At 40.4% G+C, this 15,157-nt stretch carries 14 protein-coding genes; 2 read left to right on the forward strand and 12 right to left on the reverse strand.

Annotated features, from left to right (window positions below):
- Window positions 1–30 precede the first annotated feature (30 nt).
- The 4 genes from ACI3E5_RS13685 to ACI3E5_RS13700 all read right to left on the reverse strand — a co-directional run bounded on the left by ACI3E5_RS13685 (window position 31) and on the right by ACI3E5_RS13700 (window position 4,154).
- Window positions 31–732, reverse strand: coding sequence for an ABC transporter ATP-binding protein (locus ACI3E5_RS13685; protein WP_060792683.1), 702 nt, complete (start codon window positions 730–732; stop codon window positions 31–33).
- A 5-nt stretch (window positions 733–737) separates the two neighbouring features.
- Entirely contained in the window at window positions 738–1,814 is a 1,077-nt protein-coding gene (locus ACI3E5_RS13690) for an ABC transporter permease (RefSeq protein WP_060792682.1), read from the reverse strand.
- Between the two features lie 318 nt (window positions 1,815–2,132).
- Window positions 2,133–3,092 carry an L-lactate dehydrogenase gene (locus tag ACI3E5_RS13695; RefSeq protein ID WP_010747562.1) on the reverse strand — a complete coding sequence of 320 codons (960 nt, stop codon included), beginning with the start codon at window positions 3,090–3,092 and terminating at the stop codon, window positions 2,133–2,135.
- Window positions 3,093–3,185: 93 nt separating this feature from the next.
- Window positions 3,186–4,154, reverse strand: a complete 969-nt coding sequence (locus ACI3E5_RS13700; RefSeq protein ID WP_060792681.1) for a TDT family transporter — start codon at window positions 4,152–4,154, stop codon at window positions 3,186–3,188.
- A 150-nt stretch (window positions 4,155–4,304) separates the two neighbouring features.
- On the opposite strand from ACI3E5_RS13700, the gene ACI3E5_RS13705 reads away from it, so the two are divergent.
- Entirely contained in the window at window positions 4,305–5,132 is an 828-nt protein-coding gene (locus tag ACI3E5_RS13705; protein WP_498821902.1) for a LysR family transcriptional regulator, read from the forward strand.
- Window positions 5,133–5,216: 84 nt separating this feature from the next.
- On the opposite strand, the gene ACI3E5_RS13710 is transcribed toward ACI3E5_RS13705, so the two are convergent.
- From ACI3E5_RS13710 to ACI3E5_RS13730, 5 genes are all read right to left on the reverse strand, one after another.
- Window positions 5,217–5,645: a GNAT family N-acetyltransferase gene (locus ACI3E5_RS13710; RefSeq protein ID WP_005225265.1), complete on the reverse strand. Its 429-nt coding sequence runs from the start codon at window positions 5,643–5,645 to the stop codon at window positions 5,217–5,219.
- Window positions 5,646–6,028: 383 nt separating this feature from the next.
- Window positions 6,029–8,704 (reverse strand): mannosylglycerate hydrolase, encoded by a 2,676-nt coding sequence (mngB, locus tag ACI3E5_RS13715; protein WP_311957801.1) that lies wholly within the window; start codon window positions 8,702–8,704, stop codon window positions 6,029–6,031.
- A 263-nt stretch (window positions 8,705–8,967) separates the two neighbouring features.
- Window positions 8,968–10,068: a PTS fructose transporter subunit IIC gene (locus ACI3E5_RS13720; protein ID WP_060792679.1), complete on the reverse strand. Its 1,101-nt coding sequence runs from the start codon at window positions 10,066–10,068 to the stop codon at window positions 8,968–8,970.
- Between the two features lie 18 nt (window positions 10,069–10,086).
- Window positions 10,087–10,410, reverse strand: coding sequence for a PTS fructose transporter subunit IIB (locus ACI3E5_RS13725; RefSeq protein WP_005225262.1), 324 nt, complete (start codon window positions 10,408–10,410; stop codon window positions 10,087–10,089).
- Window positions 10,407–10,868 carry a PTS sugar transporter subunit IIA gene (locus ACI3E5_RS13730; protein ID WP_005225261.1) on the reverse strand — a complete coding sequence of 154 codons (462 nt, stop codon included), beginning with the start codon at window positions 10,866–10,868 and terminating at the stop codon, window positions 10,407–10,409. The genes ACI3E5_RS13725 and ACI3E5_RS13730 overlap by 4 nt, the downstream gene beginning before the upstream one ends.
- A 247-nt stretch (window positions 10,869–11,115) precedes the next feature.
- On the opposite strand from ACI3E5_RS13730, the gene ACI3E5_RS13735 reads away from it, so the two are divergent.
- A complete protein-coding gene (locus tag ACI3E5_RS13735; RefSeq protein ID WP_060792678.1) occupies window positions 11,116–13,050 on the forward strand; it encodes a BglG family transcription antiterminator in 1,935 nt (644 codons plus the stop codon).
- Between the two features lie 82 nt (window positions 13,051–13,132).
- On the opposite strand, the gene ACI3E5_RS13740 is transcribed toward ACI3E5_RS13735, so the two are convergent.
- From ACI3E5_RS13740 to ACI3E5_RS13750, 3 genes are read right to left on the reverse strand one after another with little or no spacing between them, the layout of a single operon-like run.
- Window positions 13,133–13,975: a SpaA isopeptide-forming pilin-related protein gene (locus ACI3E5_RS13740; RefSeq protein WP_498855880.1), complete on the reverse strand. Its 843-nt coding sequence runs from the start codon at window positions 13,973–13,975 to the stop codon at window positions 13,133–13,135.
- The gene (locus tag ACI3E5_RS13745; RefSeq protein WP_311957802.1) at window positions 13,876–14,337 is read right to left on the reverse strand and encodes a mucin-binding protein; all 462 of its coding nucleotides are present in this window, start codon (window positions 14,335–14,337) and stop codon (window positions 13,876–13,878) included. The genes ACI3E5_RS13740 and ACI3E5_RS13745 overlap by 100 nt, the downstream gene beginning before the upstream one ends.
- Window position 14,338: 1 nt before the next feature.
- Complete coding sequence (locus ACI3E5_RS13750; protein ID WP_311957803.1) at window positions 14,339–15,091, reverse strand: hypothetical protein; 753 nt, start codon at window positions 15,089–15,091, stop codon at window positions 14,339–14,341.
- Between the last annotated feature and the right edge of the window lie 66 nt (window positions 15,092–15,157).

Consider the following 15,157-nt stretch of genomic DNA (forward strand, 5'->3'; position numbering starts at 1 on the left):
TATTATAAACTAATCCCTCTACTTTTCCACTCAGACTTGTGCAGTTTCTCTTGACGGGGCGTTTTGTTCGATCAGATTGCCATCTTCCATTCGGAAAATGCGATCACTCCATTGGATCATTCGCTCGTCGTGAGTGACCATGACTGTCGCTTTCTTTTTCTCATGCGCTTCTTTCACCAATAACTTCACCACTTCATACGCATGATCGGTGTCTAAGCTGGCAGTTGGTTCATCCGCCAAAATCAAGCTGGGGTCATTAAACAACGCCCTGCCGATCGCTACTCGTTGACGTTCCCCACCAGATAAATCGCGGGGAAACTTGTCTTGAAGATCGAGAATATCTAATGAAGCAAGCAATTCATCAATCCGTTCCTTTTCCTTGGCTTTTCCTGAAACTTTGTCGACCAAATAAAATTGTTCCTTTACCGTTAGAAAAGGGATCAAATTCGAGCTTTGCAAGATAAACCCAATCTCTTTAAAACGCAACTTCCCTCGTTGCTTTTCATTTAATTGGGAAAAGTTCACCTGGTTGATGATGATCTCTCCCGATGTTGGCCTTTGTAAGCCGCCAGCGATGGTCAAAAAGGTACTTTTTCCTGAACCAGAAGGACCGATGATACTGACAAATTCCCCTTCTTGAACATGAAAATTCAGTCCTTTTAATGCCGTTACTTCGGTATGCTGCTTGCCAAATTTTTTTATAATATCCTTCATTACTAAAATGTCTTTCATCTTTGTTACCCTCCTATTGCCGTGATTGGATCGACTTTTGTGACCGTCCGAATGGAGAATAAGCCGCCTAGAACTGCCACGAGAATCAAGATGCCGCTATAAAGCAGCCATTGCTTGAATTCAAAGAAAAATGGCATGGCATCTGGTAAAAACAAACTGGTGCCGTATGCCGCCGCAAAGGCTAGGGCTACCCCGATCACACCGACCATAAATGCTTGCGCAATAATTGATTTGGCAATAAAGCTGGTCCGAATGCCTTGGGCTTTCATCACACCAAAAATCGCCGTTTTTTGCAGGGTGATCACATACATGAAAATCCCCACGATTGCCGTTGCAACGACAAATAAGAAGTAGATCATGGCATTTAAGGTCAAGTTTTGGGCAGAAAATCCAGGAAGCTTTTCAATAAAGTCTTCCGTTGCCAACACTTTAAGCTGGGTTCCTTCTTGGTTATCGACTTTCGGATCACTTGATTTGGTCACAATGATATTGATGGGCTGCTCCTTGTCAGATGCAAATGGTTGATTAGCAAACTTCATTTTCGTCCAAGTATCGAGGGAAGTATAAATCACTGGTGACACCGTATAAGACGTTTCTGGGGTGATCCCAACGACTTTGAAGGTTTCATCTGAGCGTCCGATTTTCACTTGGTCTCCGACCTTGATACCTTCTTCTGCTAAATTTTCTGAAATCGTGATCTCATTTTCTTTTGAAAACAGCTTGCCCTCTAAGACTTCTGGTAACAAGAACGCATCGTCTTGTGTACCAAAAACAGTCACATTGACTTGTTCATCGTTGACCGTGATGACACTGCTATATAAACCAATCGGGGCTTTTTGGGTTCCTGCTACACGGTCTAGATCCCCTCTCGTCAATTGCGAAGCCGCAAATGTGTCATTCGCATCTTCTGATAAAACGATCGCGGATGAATCCCAGTCGACGATGGCCTTTTTAAAATCCCAGTTAAGTCCGGTGGCTAAGCCAGACAATATAAAAACAACATAGGCAATCAAAAACATGATTCCTACGATCAGCCCATATCTTAATTTTGAATAACGCATTTCTTTTATAGCCAGAAACATTGCTCTTTCCTCCTGTTTTCCAAATGTTGACAAAGTGTCACTTTTTGAAGAATACCACACAAGGTGACACTTTGTCACTTTTTACAACTCGAAATGTTTGCAAGGTTGATCGATCATTCTTTTTCTGTCATTCACTGAGGATGTTTTTTTTAAAGGAGTGAGAAAAAAGAGAGTTGAATAGTGGGCGTTTCGCGTAAAATACGCCATTTCCTTTTAACATTCTTGGCTAGATGTAAAAAAAGCATGGCCGACCGTAAATAGTCGAACCATGCTTTGGCAAAAACGAACACGAGGATTTCATTACTAGTATTCTTGAGATCAGCTGACTTTGCTTTGTCCAATTGTGGAAATTACTGCTCGTAACTGATGACACGAAGTATCAAACTGCCGTTTTTCCTCAGGGGTAAGCGTCAATTCAATAATTTCGCGGACGCCGTTTTGGTCCACGACTGCAGGAACACCTGTGAATAAATCGTTGATGCCATATTCCCCATCAAGGTAGGAAGACACCGGCAGAATCGCTTGCTCATCATTTAAGATCGCTCGAACGATTCTTGCGACACTCATCCCTATCCCGTAAAATGTTGCTTGTTTTCGATCGATGATTTCATAGGCGGCATTTTTTACTCGTTCAGAAAGAACCGCTAGATCGGCAACGGTCAAACGATCCTTTTGCTTGATCAATTCTACGATCGGTTGACCACCGATCGTTGTATGGGACCAGACAGCGACTTCCGAATCACCGTGTTCCCCAATGATATACCCATGAATATTCCGTGGATCGATGGCTAATTTTGCCGCCACTTCTTTTCGAAGTCTTGTGGTATCGAGGGTCGTTCCCGTACCAACAACACGATTGGCTGGCAGCCCTGACACACGCCATGCTTGATAAGTTAAGACATCGACTGGGTTTGAAGCGATGACAAGCACGCCATCAAAGCCTGAAGCCATCACTTGTTTTGTGACGCTTGCCATAATTTCGGCGTTCACATCGATCAATTCAAGCCGTGTTTGTCCTGGCTTTTGGTTGATCCCTGCAGTAATAACGACGATATCAGCATCTTTACATTCCGAGTACTCTCCCGCCCAAACTTTGATGTTTTCTTGCCCCCATGACATACCGTCTAACAAATCGAGGGCTTCTCCTTCTGCTTTGTCTCGATTGACATCGATCAAGACCAATTCATTGATTAGTCCTTGATTGATCATGGAATACGCAATGCTCGTTCCAACGAAACCTGTTCCGACAACGACAACTTTTCTGCTTGTACTTTTCATGTGCGATCCCTTCCCTTTCTTTTCAAATACTTGTGCTATTGTTTTGCGTAGAGTACGCATTTTCTCAAAAAATGGATGATTTTTTGTGTTTCCTTAATAACTATGACCGGCAATCAGCGCTTTGGTTTGCTGATACAAATGAACAGCATATTTTCCTAACACATAGCAGACGACAATCACGGCAAAGCTGGTTTCAATAATCGTTAAGGCTTGTAGAAACCCAAATATCAGTGGGTGATTCGCAAAAAACAGTGCTGATTTGAACATTGCAGTCGCCGAGATCACAAGAGGAAACGTAAATGCCGCATAGCTTGGGTAAAACCCGACTGCCAGCATGTTTTTCATATAAGCGACAACACAGAAATAAATCGTTTGTGACAATAACAGCATAAAGGCGACAAACCAAGCAGAGCCTTGTTCAAATACGGAAAGGTAACCTGCTAAGCAAAGAGAACCTGGTGCTGTTAAAATCGTGATCAAAGGAACTGCCGCACGTTCCGTCAGCTTTTGATGGACGACTCGCTTTAAAATAATCGGCAAAAGCGCAAAATACAATACCAATGCGATCCAGACGATCACTTCCCCTAGCTCTTTAAAAAAGACAGCAGAAGTATTGGGAATTACGCCAATCCCGACGAAGGTAATAAACCAGCTTGGATAAATGTATTCCAGCGAAAGGTCGACAGGCAAAATATGCACGACAACAAAATAGATCATTAGAGCAAAATGTAAGCCGATAGCCCCCCACCAGAGCAGATCATTCACCACTGCATTGGGAATGACCCGTTCAAAAACAGTGGAGATCACCATCAGCGCCATCGTAAAGGTCGGCGCCACCGAAGCAACGATTGGGTTTTGCAACTCTGACATCGTGTGCTTAAATGTAAAGCATACTTTCAGAAGGAAGAGCCCCATGATGAAAATACCAAGGGTGCAAAACGCATTTCCAACCGTCTCCATTCCTTCTGAATACAATAAATTCCCCAAAGACACAGTGCCTAAAATCAAGCCGCAAATCGGGATTGGCAATGAATGTAAAAAATGCTGGATCGATGTTTTCATCAACTCATCCTTTCTTAACGTATGAAAATTTCAATTAAATTTGCTTTCTTTTTTCTCTACACTTATACTATAATCACCTGATAACTATTTGTAAAATTGTACTTTTAAATACTAATTATAAATATTATTAATAATAAAGGAGTCCGCAAAATGATTGAATTGCTCAAAACCTTCATTGTTGTTTATGAAACGAGAAACTTTAGTCTTGCCGCAAAACAGCTCTATAAAACTCAGCCAACGATCTCCTTGCAAATCCAACGATTAGAGGCGGAACTTGGCTTCAAACTTTTTGAACGTAAAGGAAAACAATTGATTTTACCCACTAGCCAAGCGGAGTTTTTGTATCCTCGTGTGGTCGAGTCCCTCCGCTCATTGTCCACTATGTTTTCGCAAGCCAAAGACACCAAAAATTTTAAAACAGCGTGTGTGCTCGCTTGTTCGAATACCACCGCCGTTTACTTACTGCCTAGCATCATGGCACAGCTGATTGCAGAATTTCCAACATTTGCCTTTGAAATCAAAATCATGAATTCGCAAGAAGTGATCGATGCCGTCGAATCAAACAAAGCCCATATCGGCCTGATCGAAAAATCAATCGTTTCGCCATTGATCCAAAAAGAATTCGTTTATCGCGATGAATTGGTGTTAGCAGGCAACCTCGCTTCTGATTTTTGGGTCTTGCGAGAAAACGACTCGGGGATGTATTACATTAACGAAACCTATCTTTACGCACAGCACCTAAATCCGCAAATCATCAAAGCCAATAATAGCGAAGTGATTTTGTCCCTACTAAAACAAAACATCGGCAAATCGATCATTTCGAAACTTTCATTACCAGAAGAGTTGCCTTGGCAGGAACTTGATCCAGAGTACCGCTATCGTGATCTTTTTATCATTCAGAATCGTCAACGTGTGACGCCGGAAACCGGAGAGGTTTATGAGGAGATTAAACGGCTGTTGTTAGCATTGATTCCATAAATATTAGTCTTTTGAACCAATTAAAGTGAATACAAAAAAAGACGCTGGAGTGTCGTTTGTCACTCCTCCAGCGTCTTTGTATTTTTATAATTCCTTGATAAACCGTTTCTGTTCATGACTGCTGTGGTAGCCATGATTTTCATAAAACCTGTGAGCAGCATGGCGTTTAACATTCGAATTTAATCGAATACCTTGCATTCCTCGCTGTCGGGCTTCTTCTTCAATTGCCGACAGTAGTTTCCCGCCAACGCCTTGCTTTTGCACTTGATCATCCACTACCAAACCTAGGACATTAAAAAATTGCCCAGCAGAATAAACTGTTGAATACGGCTGTGCTTCAATCATCCCAACTGCTTTACCCTTTATTTCGGCAACAAGCAAGAGATGATCCTCCTCAGCTAAAATTCTCTTTAGGCCTTCGATCAATACTTCTTCTTCGATTGGATAGCCTAGTACTTTCGACAAATGAGTTAGTTCTTTATGATCAGACAATGCTGCGGCTCTAATTTTCATGATATTCTCCTGTCTTGCAGCTTTTGACTCAACTATATTTTTAGAATGCTTATTTGTCAAGAAAGCCCGTTCTGCGCCGCTGATGTGAAATACCAAAAACTACATAAACTGAGATGGAAATAAGAATTAAAAGAAAACCGACAAGCTGCCTTCTGACTTTCCTCCTTTCGTGCAACTCGTACAGAGGAGAGATTTTTGCATACCTTGGAAAGGATGGGTTAGGTATACATTCACTATTGGCATTCAACCTACAAAGATTCTCGTCTGTTTCGCATTAGTATTAAAAAAGGCTCGTAAATACTTTGATAAGACTTACGAACCTTTTTCACTTTTCTATGGCACAAGCGGACTCGCCGCTTCGCGTGACTTTTTCTCAGTAGCAATTACTCTACATACAATGTCACAAATTTTGCGTGGCCTATCTTTTCAAGAGTGACTACATTCTTTTCCACAACCAGTGCTTCTTTTGTAGCTTCTTTTAAATCGACTGTTTCTACTAACTTCACTGGATGGTTGAATGTGATCGTTGCGTGTCCACCTTCATCTAAAAGCCCATTGTATAGACGCAAAATATAACCTAGACGATCTTCGGCTTTTTTCAATACACTCAGGGTCAAATTGCCATTGATCTCAAAAAGACTAAAGTTTGCCGGTAAGGTTGGTTTAACCGGTCCTAAAGTAAATATCAAGCGGGAATTCAGGAATTCTGCGGATTGATAAAGAGTGATCGGTGTTACTGCTTGTTTGGCACTCTGTGCAACATTTGCTTGATCAAATCCTTTAGCAAAGTAAGCAACAGAGAAATCAAAATGCATCGTTTTGTGGCACTGCGCAGCTGGTGTCGCAATCACTGATTCTCCTGAAGCACGCCCTGGTCGATACAGTAGATTCTCTTTCCCCATGAAGCCATAGGTTCGGAAAATCGTTAAGCGAATCGTATCAAACGCTTTCCCCACGATCTCATATTCACGTACACCCTTGGGCATGACTGCTACGCCATGGGATGCATCGAATAAACCGACAAACGATTGACAAGTTTCTATGGCGATCGGCTGCTCATTCCATTGCTCTTTATTAGCTTCCCAAAGAGCCATTTCTTTTTCAAACACAACAGGGCGCTGCAACGTGCCAAACTGTTGGTCAGCCAGAGAAAATTTCGAGGCAATTCCGGTATCAAATAGCACACATACCCGATGACTATCCACTTGTTGGTTTTCAACCGTTAAGTTGAAATCAATTTGTTGCGATTGTTTTTTCAACACGATCGTCAATTGGATCGGTAGTGAAGCCGAGACCTTCTTTTCTGCACGTTCAGCTAAATCCTTCGGAACCCTCAGCGTGAATACCACATCAATCTTTTGGTAGATTGCTGATTGCTGAATCGAGATCGTTGGTTGCGCATCAATTGATGAAATCACAAAATCTTTCACAGGTGGTGAATAATTGAATGAATCACCATCGTCGCCATTTTCTTCAATGATCCCTTGATTTTGATAAAGCACCTGATTGGTTTTATCTAGAATATCTAACGAGCCATTGCTATTGACAGTGATCTGATAGTACTCATTTTCGATCGTATTGGTTGTAATCTCCTGCAATGGTGCGCTTGTATCACCTTTTAAATCAATTGTCAGCTGGGTATACCCCATACTCGGCACATCAGTCGTTTCTATGGCAATCTTTGCTTTATAGACTTTCTCCGGCAAATAGATCTCCTTGACTGGATCTAATATGTTCCCCTGATTCAACACATACTCCGTTTGGTCGGTAAGCTCTAAAATCGTATAAGGTAACGCCTGACCTGACTGGTCAAGGATCGCAAAATCTTTTTGCGGCAAATAAACCTCTGCTTCGATCACCCCATTACGTTTTGTGTCATAGGTATTGAAAAGCGTAAAAGTAATTTCTTTTGCTTGTGGGTTGTTGATTGCAGTAGAAATCTGTCGTAACATCAATTCGACAAGATTCATAGAAATATCTCGCGCTTGCTTATAGCGCATATAGATATCTTCGTTGGTCGTATCAGAAACACAAGAACCGATCGAATCATGCGCCGCATTTTCAAACATTAACTTCCAAATCTCTATGACTGTTTCTACGGGGTACTCAAATCCTAATTGCATAGCCATGGTTAAGATAGGCTCCATGACATTGACTAAGTAATGTTGGATCTGTGTGTTCATCGCCTTCAAATCAGGACGTGAAGAAAAAATCGTTTTGTGAATTCGCATCAATTTGCCGTTGATCAGTTCACCAGCGATTTCTTCCAACTCAGGATGGCGTACTTTGACCGCAGCAATGTATTTTTCGATCGTTGAAAATTGTAACTCATACTCATCCTGATACAGTTGATTCATTCGATCAACCAATTCTGGAAGATTTTCTCTAACTGGTGCTTGGTCGAAACCATTTGGAAAATACACTTGATCCGTTGCACTGCGCCCCCAAGTCGTTTTAAACGGTTCTTGATGTAAGAACTCTGCTAATTCTGCTTCTCGTTCAGGAATGGCACCGCCAATGTAGTACCCACTTGGGATCTGGTAAACATTGACCACAGAACCATCTTCTCCACGCCATTTGTACTCTGTGTGTTTAACATCGTCATCACTGACACCGCGCCAAAACATTGTGTCTGTGATACCAAACTCACGATAGATTTGTGGCATACTAGCTGCTTGTCCGAAAGAATCTGGCACATAGCCGACATTCATGTAGGTTCCGAATGCTTCACAAATTTTCATGCCATATAACATATTACGAACAATGCTTTCTCCCGAGATCACTAATTGATCGGTTTGTGTGTACCATGGGCCAATGATCAATTTTCCTTGTTGAACAAGTTGTTGAATCCTTTCTTTGTCCTGTGGGCGCCATTTCAAGTAATCATCTAACAGAGAAGCCTGTCCATCTAAAATGAAACTTTCATAAGGATCATCCTTTTCTAGTTGTTCAATGACGTTTTTTAGATCGTGCATCAAATAGATTTTCGAGCGACTCGTCGTAAAATACCATTCGCGATCCCAATGACTGTGGGGTACGACATGTACTGTTTTTTTCATTCAATCATTCCTCTCCCGTGATTAAAAAAGGCACGTAACGATGGGTGTCGTTCGTGCCTATTAATTTTTCTCAATTTTTTTACCATCTGGTACGCATCATTTGATCCTTACATAAATGCTTCGAATTTTGAAAATCGTTTCTCTTCAAATACTCTTGTTTTCTTCCCCAAGTCTTGTCCTTGTCAGATACCTTAAAGCGTTCTTGAAAAATCACCTGCTCGTGCCTTTTCTTTTGCTACTATTTAGCTAATCAGCCTTGTTACTTAGTTTTCAAAGCTCACTTCAATATCATCGAGGGCAATATCTTCTGTTTGTTCTTCTTGCTTATTGAAATTCACGAATAAAGGCGCGACAAAACCGATGAAGGCTGCTCCTGCAAATAGTCCAATCAAATACGCCCAACCGTTTCCAACAGTGAAGAAGCCGTAGATTCCCCCAACTGGTGGCATTTTGTCATACATTCCTAATGCGATCCCCAAACCAGAAGCAATTGCACCTCCCAACATGTTGATCGGCACAAGCCGTAATGGATTGACTAATGTAAAAGGAATTGCTCCTTCTGTGATTCCGATGAACCCCATAATAAAGTTATTACGCCCAGCATCCAGTAGCTCTTTGTTGAATCGATTTTTGTGGAACAAAGTTGCTAAGGCATATCCAAATGGTACCGCACAAATCGCAACGTTCACGATGATGGCTGGTAAATAGACTCCTTCCGCTAGTAACACATTTCCTGCCATCCAAGCAGCTTTGTTTACAGGTCCCCCTAAGTCAGAGCCAATCATTGCCCCCATGATGAATGCCAGTAAAATTTTGTTAACGTCATTTTCAATCATGGTTCGGATCCATTCAACCAAACTAGTATTGATCCACGCCAAGGGCTCAGAGAGTAAGGCGCCCATGACGATTGCTACGGACAATGTAGCAATCAAAGGTAAAATTACCAACGGCATCACCCCAGCAAACGACTCCGGTAATTTGATATGTTCTTTCGCCCACTTCACTAAGTATCCTGCTAAGAACCCAGCAATAACTGCCCCTAAAAACCCAGCATTGGTGCTAGAAGCGACTGCACCACCGATAAAGCCGGCACCTAGCGCAGCCTTATCTCCAACAGAATACGCGATAAAACCAGCCAAGACAGTATTGATCAAGCCGATTCCTGCCCACCCTACTTGTTCAATCAAATAAAGCGCATGTTTAAAGCCTTCCGTGTCAGCATAAGGATCTAAGCTTGTGATCCCCATACCAAGAGCAATCATTTTCGGAATGGCAACAACCAGTGAAGCACCAATAATCAATGGCAGTACAAAACTAATTCCACTCATCAAGTGGCCTTTTAAATCTGCTAGAACTCTTTTCATCATCCTTGCCTCTTTCCTTTAGTTTGCGTTTCTTTGTTCAACAGCAGCTACACATTTCTTCAGCACCGCTTCCGGTGCCTTGATACACGTATTGATATTTACTCGAATTTGCGGTTTTCCTTCAAACCGTTCCATCCCAACAACTTTTTGGTCAGTCGCTAAAAGCAAGAAATCCGCTTCTTTTGCTTCGGCTGCAGTGATCTCATTGACTTGCCCTAATGAGCCTTGCTGTTCGATCTTGACCTCATAGCCAAGTTTCACACCAGCTTTTTCTAAAGCTTTTGCCGCCATCGGTGTATGTGCCAATCCAGCTGGACAGGCGGAAATTCCTACTATTTTCATACAATTTTCTCTCCCATCATTTCCTTTTTGATCAATTCTGCTAAATAAGCTTTGTCTTCTGATTGTTGAATCTGCTGGATGAATGTCTCTTCAAGCAATGCGGTTGCTAGGCGACTCAACATTTGCAGATGCACCGTTCCTTCATCTTTTTTAGGAACCATCAAAGCAAACACATTTTTGACTGCTGAATCATCGAAGGTTTCCCATTCGATGGCTTGCTCTAAACGAATAAACAAAACGGTCGGTTCCAAAACGGGTTCAGCTTTTGCATGTGGAATAGCAAAGCCTTCTTGTAAGCCGGTTGAATATTGTGCTTCCCGTTCAATGAATGCCGCACATGTATCTGCTGCATTGGTAACGATCCCTGATTCATAGGCATGATGCGCAATTACGTGAAACAGTTCTTCTTTTGATGTAACAGCCACATTCAAGAGAATATTTTTTTTCTGAAAATCCATCTCATCTGCTCCTTTCCTTTATTATGAAACCATTAGCGTAATTCGTGTGGTTTATTTTCTGTACACGTTTAATTTACGGTTTCTAATTCACGATGTAAACACAACAAATTTCCAATTCAAGTGGCAATCATTAGTAAAGCGTTTTCCAAAATGATTGCCAACTCTTCTGGAAATTTTCGGTACTGGTGAAGCATTTCATTCTTATTCTTTCTATTGTATGATGAGAAAGAGCACGGAGGTGAAACAAGTGTCAAAACTTGCTTATCAACGATTAGATGATCTAATGGAAGTATTAACTAGACAAACGGCGCCGCTACCAATGAAGGAGTTAACAAAAAGCTTCTCGATTTCTGAGCGAACGGTTCGGACCGATATTGCAAATTTGAATGATTTGTTAACAAATGTGGGTGCCTCCATCAAGTTGATTCGAGGGCAAGGCTATTTGTTGTCTATTGGTTCAAAAGAACGATTTCATGACTGGTGGACTGAAAGTATGTCGACTACCGAGTCCTTTCTAACTACGAGTGAAGAACGACAAGCCTATCTACTTTTCCTTTTATTTAAGAATGAAAACCCTTTATCCTTAGATGATTTTCTTGATCGATTATTTATTAGTAAAAACACCTTTTACTCATACTTAAAAACGGCTCGAGACAATTTAGCGACCTATCAATTAAAAATAGTAAATCGTCCAAATATTGGCTTTGAAGTCTTGGGTAACGAATTCGCCAAGCGACAAGCAATCAGTGATCTTTTGATTGAAAAAGATCTCCAAGAGTATTTGGTGGGTTTTACGGAAATGGAACTTGAGTTGTTTGATACGATTGATCTGACCCGCTTGCAAGAATTGTCATTAAATCATCTGGCGCCCTTAGACTTGTTAGACTCTGACTACTATCATAAAAACATTCTTTCTCATTTTGCTTTAGCAATCAGTCGCTTTATAGCTGGCCATCAGATCAACGAATTTCCCTTGCACGTGCCCGCGCTCAAAGAAGACGCCCAGAAAGTTGTTGGTCACTTCTTAGAAGAAATCGATCATGCATTTGATATACAATTGACTGCTGGAGAAAAACAATACTTCATTTACTATCTTGCGATGAATGCACCACGTTTAGTTGAAACAGGCGATGCAAGCGATTCTTCCACGAAAACTGCGAAAGCCATTGTGGAAGAATTATTAACTGCGATCAAACAGACGTCAAACTATGCGTTAGAGACAGACAAGATGCTAATAGACGATTTGACATCTCATATTGAGGGCTTTATCAACATGAATCTAATGGATGCACGCCGTAGCAATCCATTGCTGGCAACGATCAGAAAATCTTTTCCACAGGCTTATGATTTATGTTTGACTCATTTAGAAACGGTAAGCCTGAAACACGGTTTTTATTTTTCTCCTGATGAGATCGGCTATATCGCTTTGCACATCGCAGGTGCTATGGAAAGGAGTTCCATCAGAAATCATCATAAACATCGCGTCATCCTTGTTTGCGGAACCGGTCGAGCCATGAGTCGTATTATTGAAGCAAAAATTATCAAGCACTATCAAGAAACGATCGAAGTCGTTGATCGCTTTTCTTACGTCGAGCTACAACAATGTGATCTTTCTGCCATTGATTTTGTGATCACAACCGTTCCATTAGAACAGTTCTCGGTTCCTTCTATTTACATCAACATGGCCAAGCTAGATAAAGAAATTGGCAAAATCGAACCGTTCATTGAAACGCTCAGTGAATCAAAAGATGGTATCTATTCATTGTTTCAAAAAGCATTTTTTCTTCATGAAAATCATGCAGATAAAGAAACCTTACTAAAGAAAATGGCGCAGCAACTGTACCAAAAAGATTTTGTGCCCCAAGATTTTTATGACAGTGTGAAAAAACGAGAAGCAATCAATCAGACCAATATTAACGAGTGGCTTGCTATCCCCCATCCCATGACCTTGATGGCAAAACGCTCAGCCGTTTCAGTGGCGATCATTCCTGACGGCGTTGATTGGGGAAATGGTGATTTGGTTAAATTCGTCTTTCTCTTTGCGATTCAAAAAGACGAATATGAAGATACCGAAGAAATCTATAGTCTTTTATTAGAGTTGATGGATCGTGAAGATATTCAACAAGCAATCCTGCAAAATAGTGACTATCACCACTTTTTGAGCTGTATAAAGCAATTATAAAAGGAGCTGGGGAATCCAGCTCCTTTTGTTGATATGACTAATCTTATTTGATAGCTCTTTTTCTCATTCATAGTATGCAAGATTAAGATTGTTTCTTGACCTTTAAAATTTTAAATATCATTAACAAGATGAAACCAATAATACAAAACAATCCAACGAGAACATATCGTTGATCTGCAGTTTCTCCTGTCTTAGGCAGAGCAGCACTGTCTGATTTTTTTATCCTTTTATTTTCTTTTTCTAACACTTTTGGCATCGATATATTAGTGGAGCGATCATTTATTGAAAATTTGATCGGTGTTTTATCAATTTGATAACCACTCGGTGCTTTGGTTTCAATCAACTGATACTCTCCTACTTCTAAATTACTTATCTCAACCTTTCCATCTTTGCTCGTAACTATGTTTTTTTGTACAATATTTCCTTTCGAATCTTGCAGCTCAAACTCTGCATTTGCCAGTAGTTTTCCTGTTTCGCTGTCTACTTTTTTCAGAGTTACTTTCCCAAGTTTTGGTGATACATAAGCATTCTTGAAAATAATCGATTCTTGGTACGCTGGACTTGCCACTAATTGTCCCGATTGGTCTTCCACATTTACGGTTACATGGTATTCTGTTTGGTCATAAGTGATCGTGCTATCTGTCCCTGCGACTTCTCGGATCGTATACTTGTATGTGCCTGCTTGGTCATAGTCGATCGCATCGAAGTAAATTTTTCCGTTGGCATCATTGCTCTTGGTTTGGAGCACTTCCCCTTGTTCGTCCAACAGCTGGAATCGATATTCATCTGCACTTAGTGCTTTGCCAGTTAGTTCTTTACTTGCTTCTAGAACCGCACTTCCTTTTGCGGGATTGTAGCTATTTTTAAAAACAGCACTGCCTTCATATAATGGATCGTTTGTTTGACTTCTTTGGTTTCCGTAGATTCAATCATGTTTGGCGAATAAGTGATAGTCACTTCGCGATCTTTGTCCTCTGCTGTCAAACCTGTGACTTCCTCAATGCTTGTTTTGTCTGCGTGATAGTTTTTGATTTCAGGACTTTTCACTTCATCAAACGTTGTATCATCATCTTTGGCTTGCCATTCACTAAAAGTTTTGTCACCTGTTGCTTCATTCGTTGTCACTGTCCGTGTAAAAGTCACAGTGTCCGTCTTGTCTGACGCGGCTTGTTTACCGTCCTCATAAACATAATGGATCGTTTGCTTGACCTCTTTGGTCTCCGTAGATTCGATCATGTTTGGCGAATAAGTGACAGTTACTTCAAGATCTTCTGATTCTGCAGTCAACTCATGACAGATGTAATAAGTTATCTCTCATAGTAGAATCAAAATTTTCAAACCTACTTCTAATGAAATGGAAAAAATCGTCATTAAAAGATTCTACTCCTTTTATATTCTTTCTCAGAAGTTCCGAATCTTTTAATATCTCTTCACAGTCTACAATGGATAAGCTAGAGATACTTTCATAAATAAAATAGCCCTCAGGATTATCAATGAAGCATTGGGGATAATTTTGATTATATTCAAGTATATCTGAAAGTAAGTCTTCAGTTTTTTTTTGGTAACTACGTGTAGGATTTTTTTCATCATTCTTATATTTTTGATACTCCACAGATCCTAAAAATTTTTTTGATTTAAGGGTATCTCTGTACTTATCTGGATAAAATAAGTACAAATAAATAATTGCCAATTGTTGTTCAATTTGTGTATGTCCTAGCTTCTTGTATTTTATTAATTCTTGTTTTAGGTAAAAACTAAATTGATCTAAGTCACGTAAATTTCTATTATCTTCTATAAATATTGTTGCTAAGCTTTCTTTAATTTCTAAATCAAAGATAGTACCCAATCTTTCAAAATAGTCTCCCCAAATTTTTTGAGGATGTAAAACATAAGGAAGTTCAACCCTTTGATCAATAATCTTTCTTAGATAGTCATTTTCATTATTAATTATATTCTCAAAATCACCTACAAAAACAATAGGAAGTTTATTATTTAATACATTGAAAAGCTTATATGCACTTTTTTGAGTGGGGAGCGTCAATAATTTTGTGTAAATGATTCTTCCCTACTGCAGATTGTTTCTAATTCTCAATCAGTTGGCTTAGCA

Source organism: Candidatus Enterococcus avicola (assembly GCF_047470845.1).
In the GTDB taxonomy this organism is placed as follows: domain Bacteria; phylum Bacillota; class Bacilli; order Lactobacillales; family Enterococcaceae; genus Enterococcus_D; species Enterococcus_D casseliflavus.

Bases quoted from the DNA above. Each gene is read 5' to 3' on its own strand.
- ACI3E5_RS13685 (WP_060792683.1), bottom strand. From the start codon at position 732: ATGAAAGACATTTTAGTAATGAAGGATATTATAAAAAAATTTGGCAAG.
- ACI3E5_RS13690 (WP_060792682.1), bottom strand. From the start codon at position 1,814: ATGTTTCTGGCTATAAAAGAAATGCGTTATTCAAAATTAAGATATGGG.
- ACI3E5_RS13695 (WP_010747562.1), bottom strand. From the start codon at position 3,092: ATGAAAAGTACAAGCAGAAAAGTTGTCGTTGTCGGAACAGGTTTCGTT.
- ACI3E5_RS13700 (WP_060792681.1), bottom strand. From the start codon at position 4,154: ATGAAAACATCGATCCAGCATTTTTTACATTCATTGCCAATCCCGATT.
- ACI3E5_RS13705 (WP_498821902.1), top strand. From the start codon at position 4,305: ATGATTGAATTGCTCAAAACCTTCATTGTTGTTTATGAAACGAGAAAC.
- ACI3E5_RS13710 (WP_005225265.1), bottom strand. From the start codon at position 5,645: ATGAAAATTAGAGCCGCAGCATTGTCTGATCATAAAGAACTAACTCAT.
- mngB (WP_311957801.1), bottom strand. From the start codon at position 8,704: ATGAAAAAAACAGTACATGTCGTACCCCACAGTCATTGGGATCGCGAA.
- ACI3E5_RS13720 (WP_060792679.1), bottom strand. From the start codon at position 10,068: ATGAAAAGAGTTCTAGCAGATTTAAAAGGCCACTTGATGAGTGGAATT.
- ACI3E5_RS13725 (WP_005225262.1), bottom strand. From the start codon at position 10,410: ATGAAAATAGTAGGAATTTCCGCCTGTCCAGCTGGATTGGCACATACA.
- ACI3E5_RS13730 (WP_005225261.1), bottom strand. From the start codon at position 10,868: ATGGATTTTCAGAAAAAAAATATTCTCTTGAATGTGGCTGTTACATCA.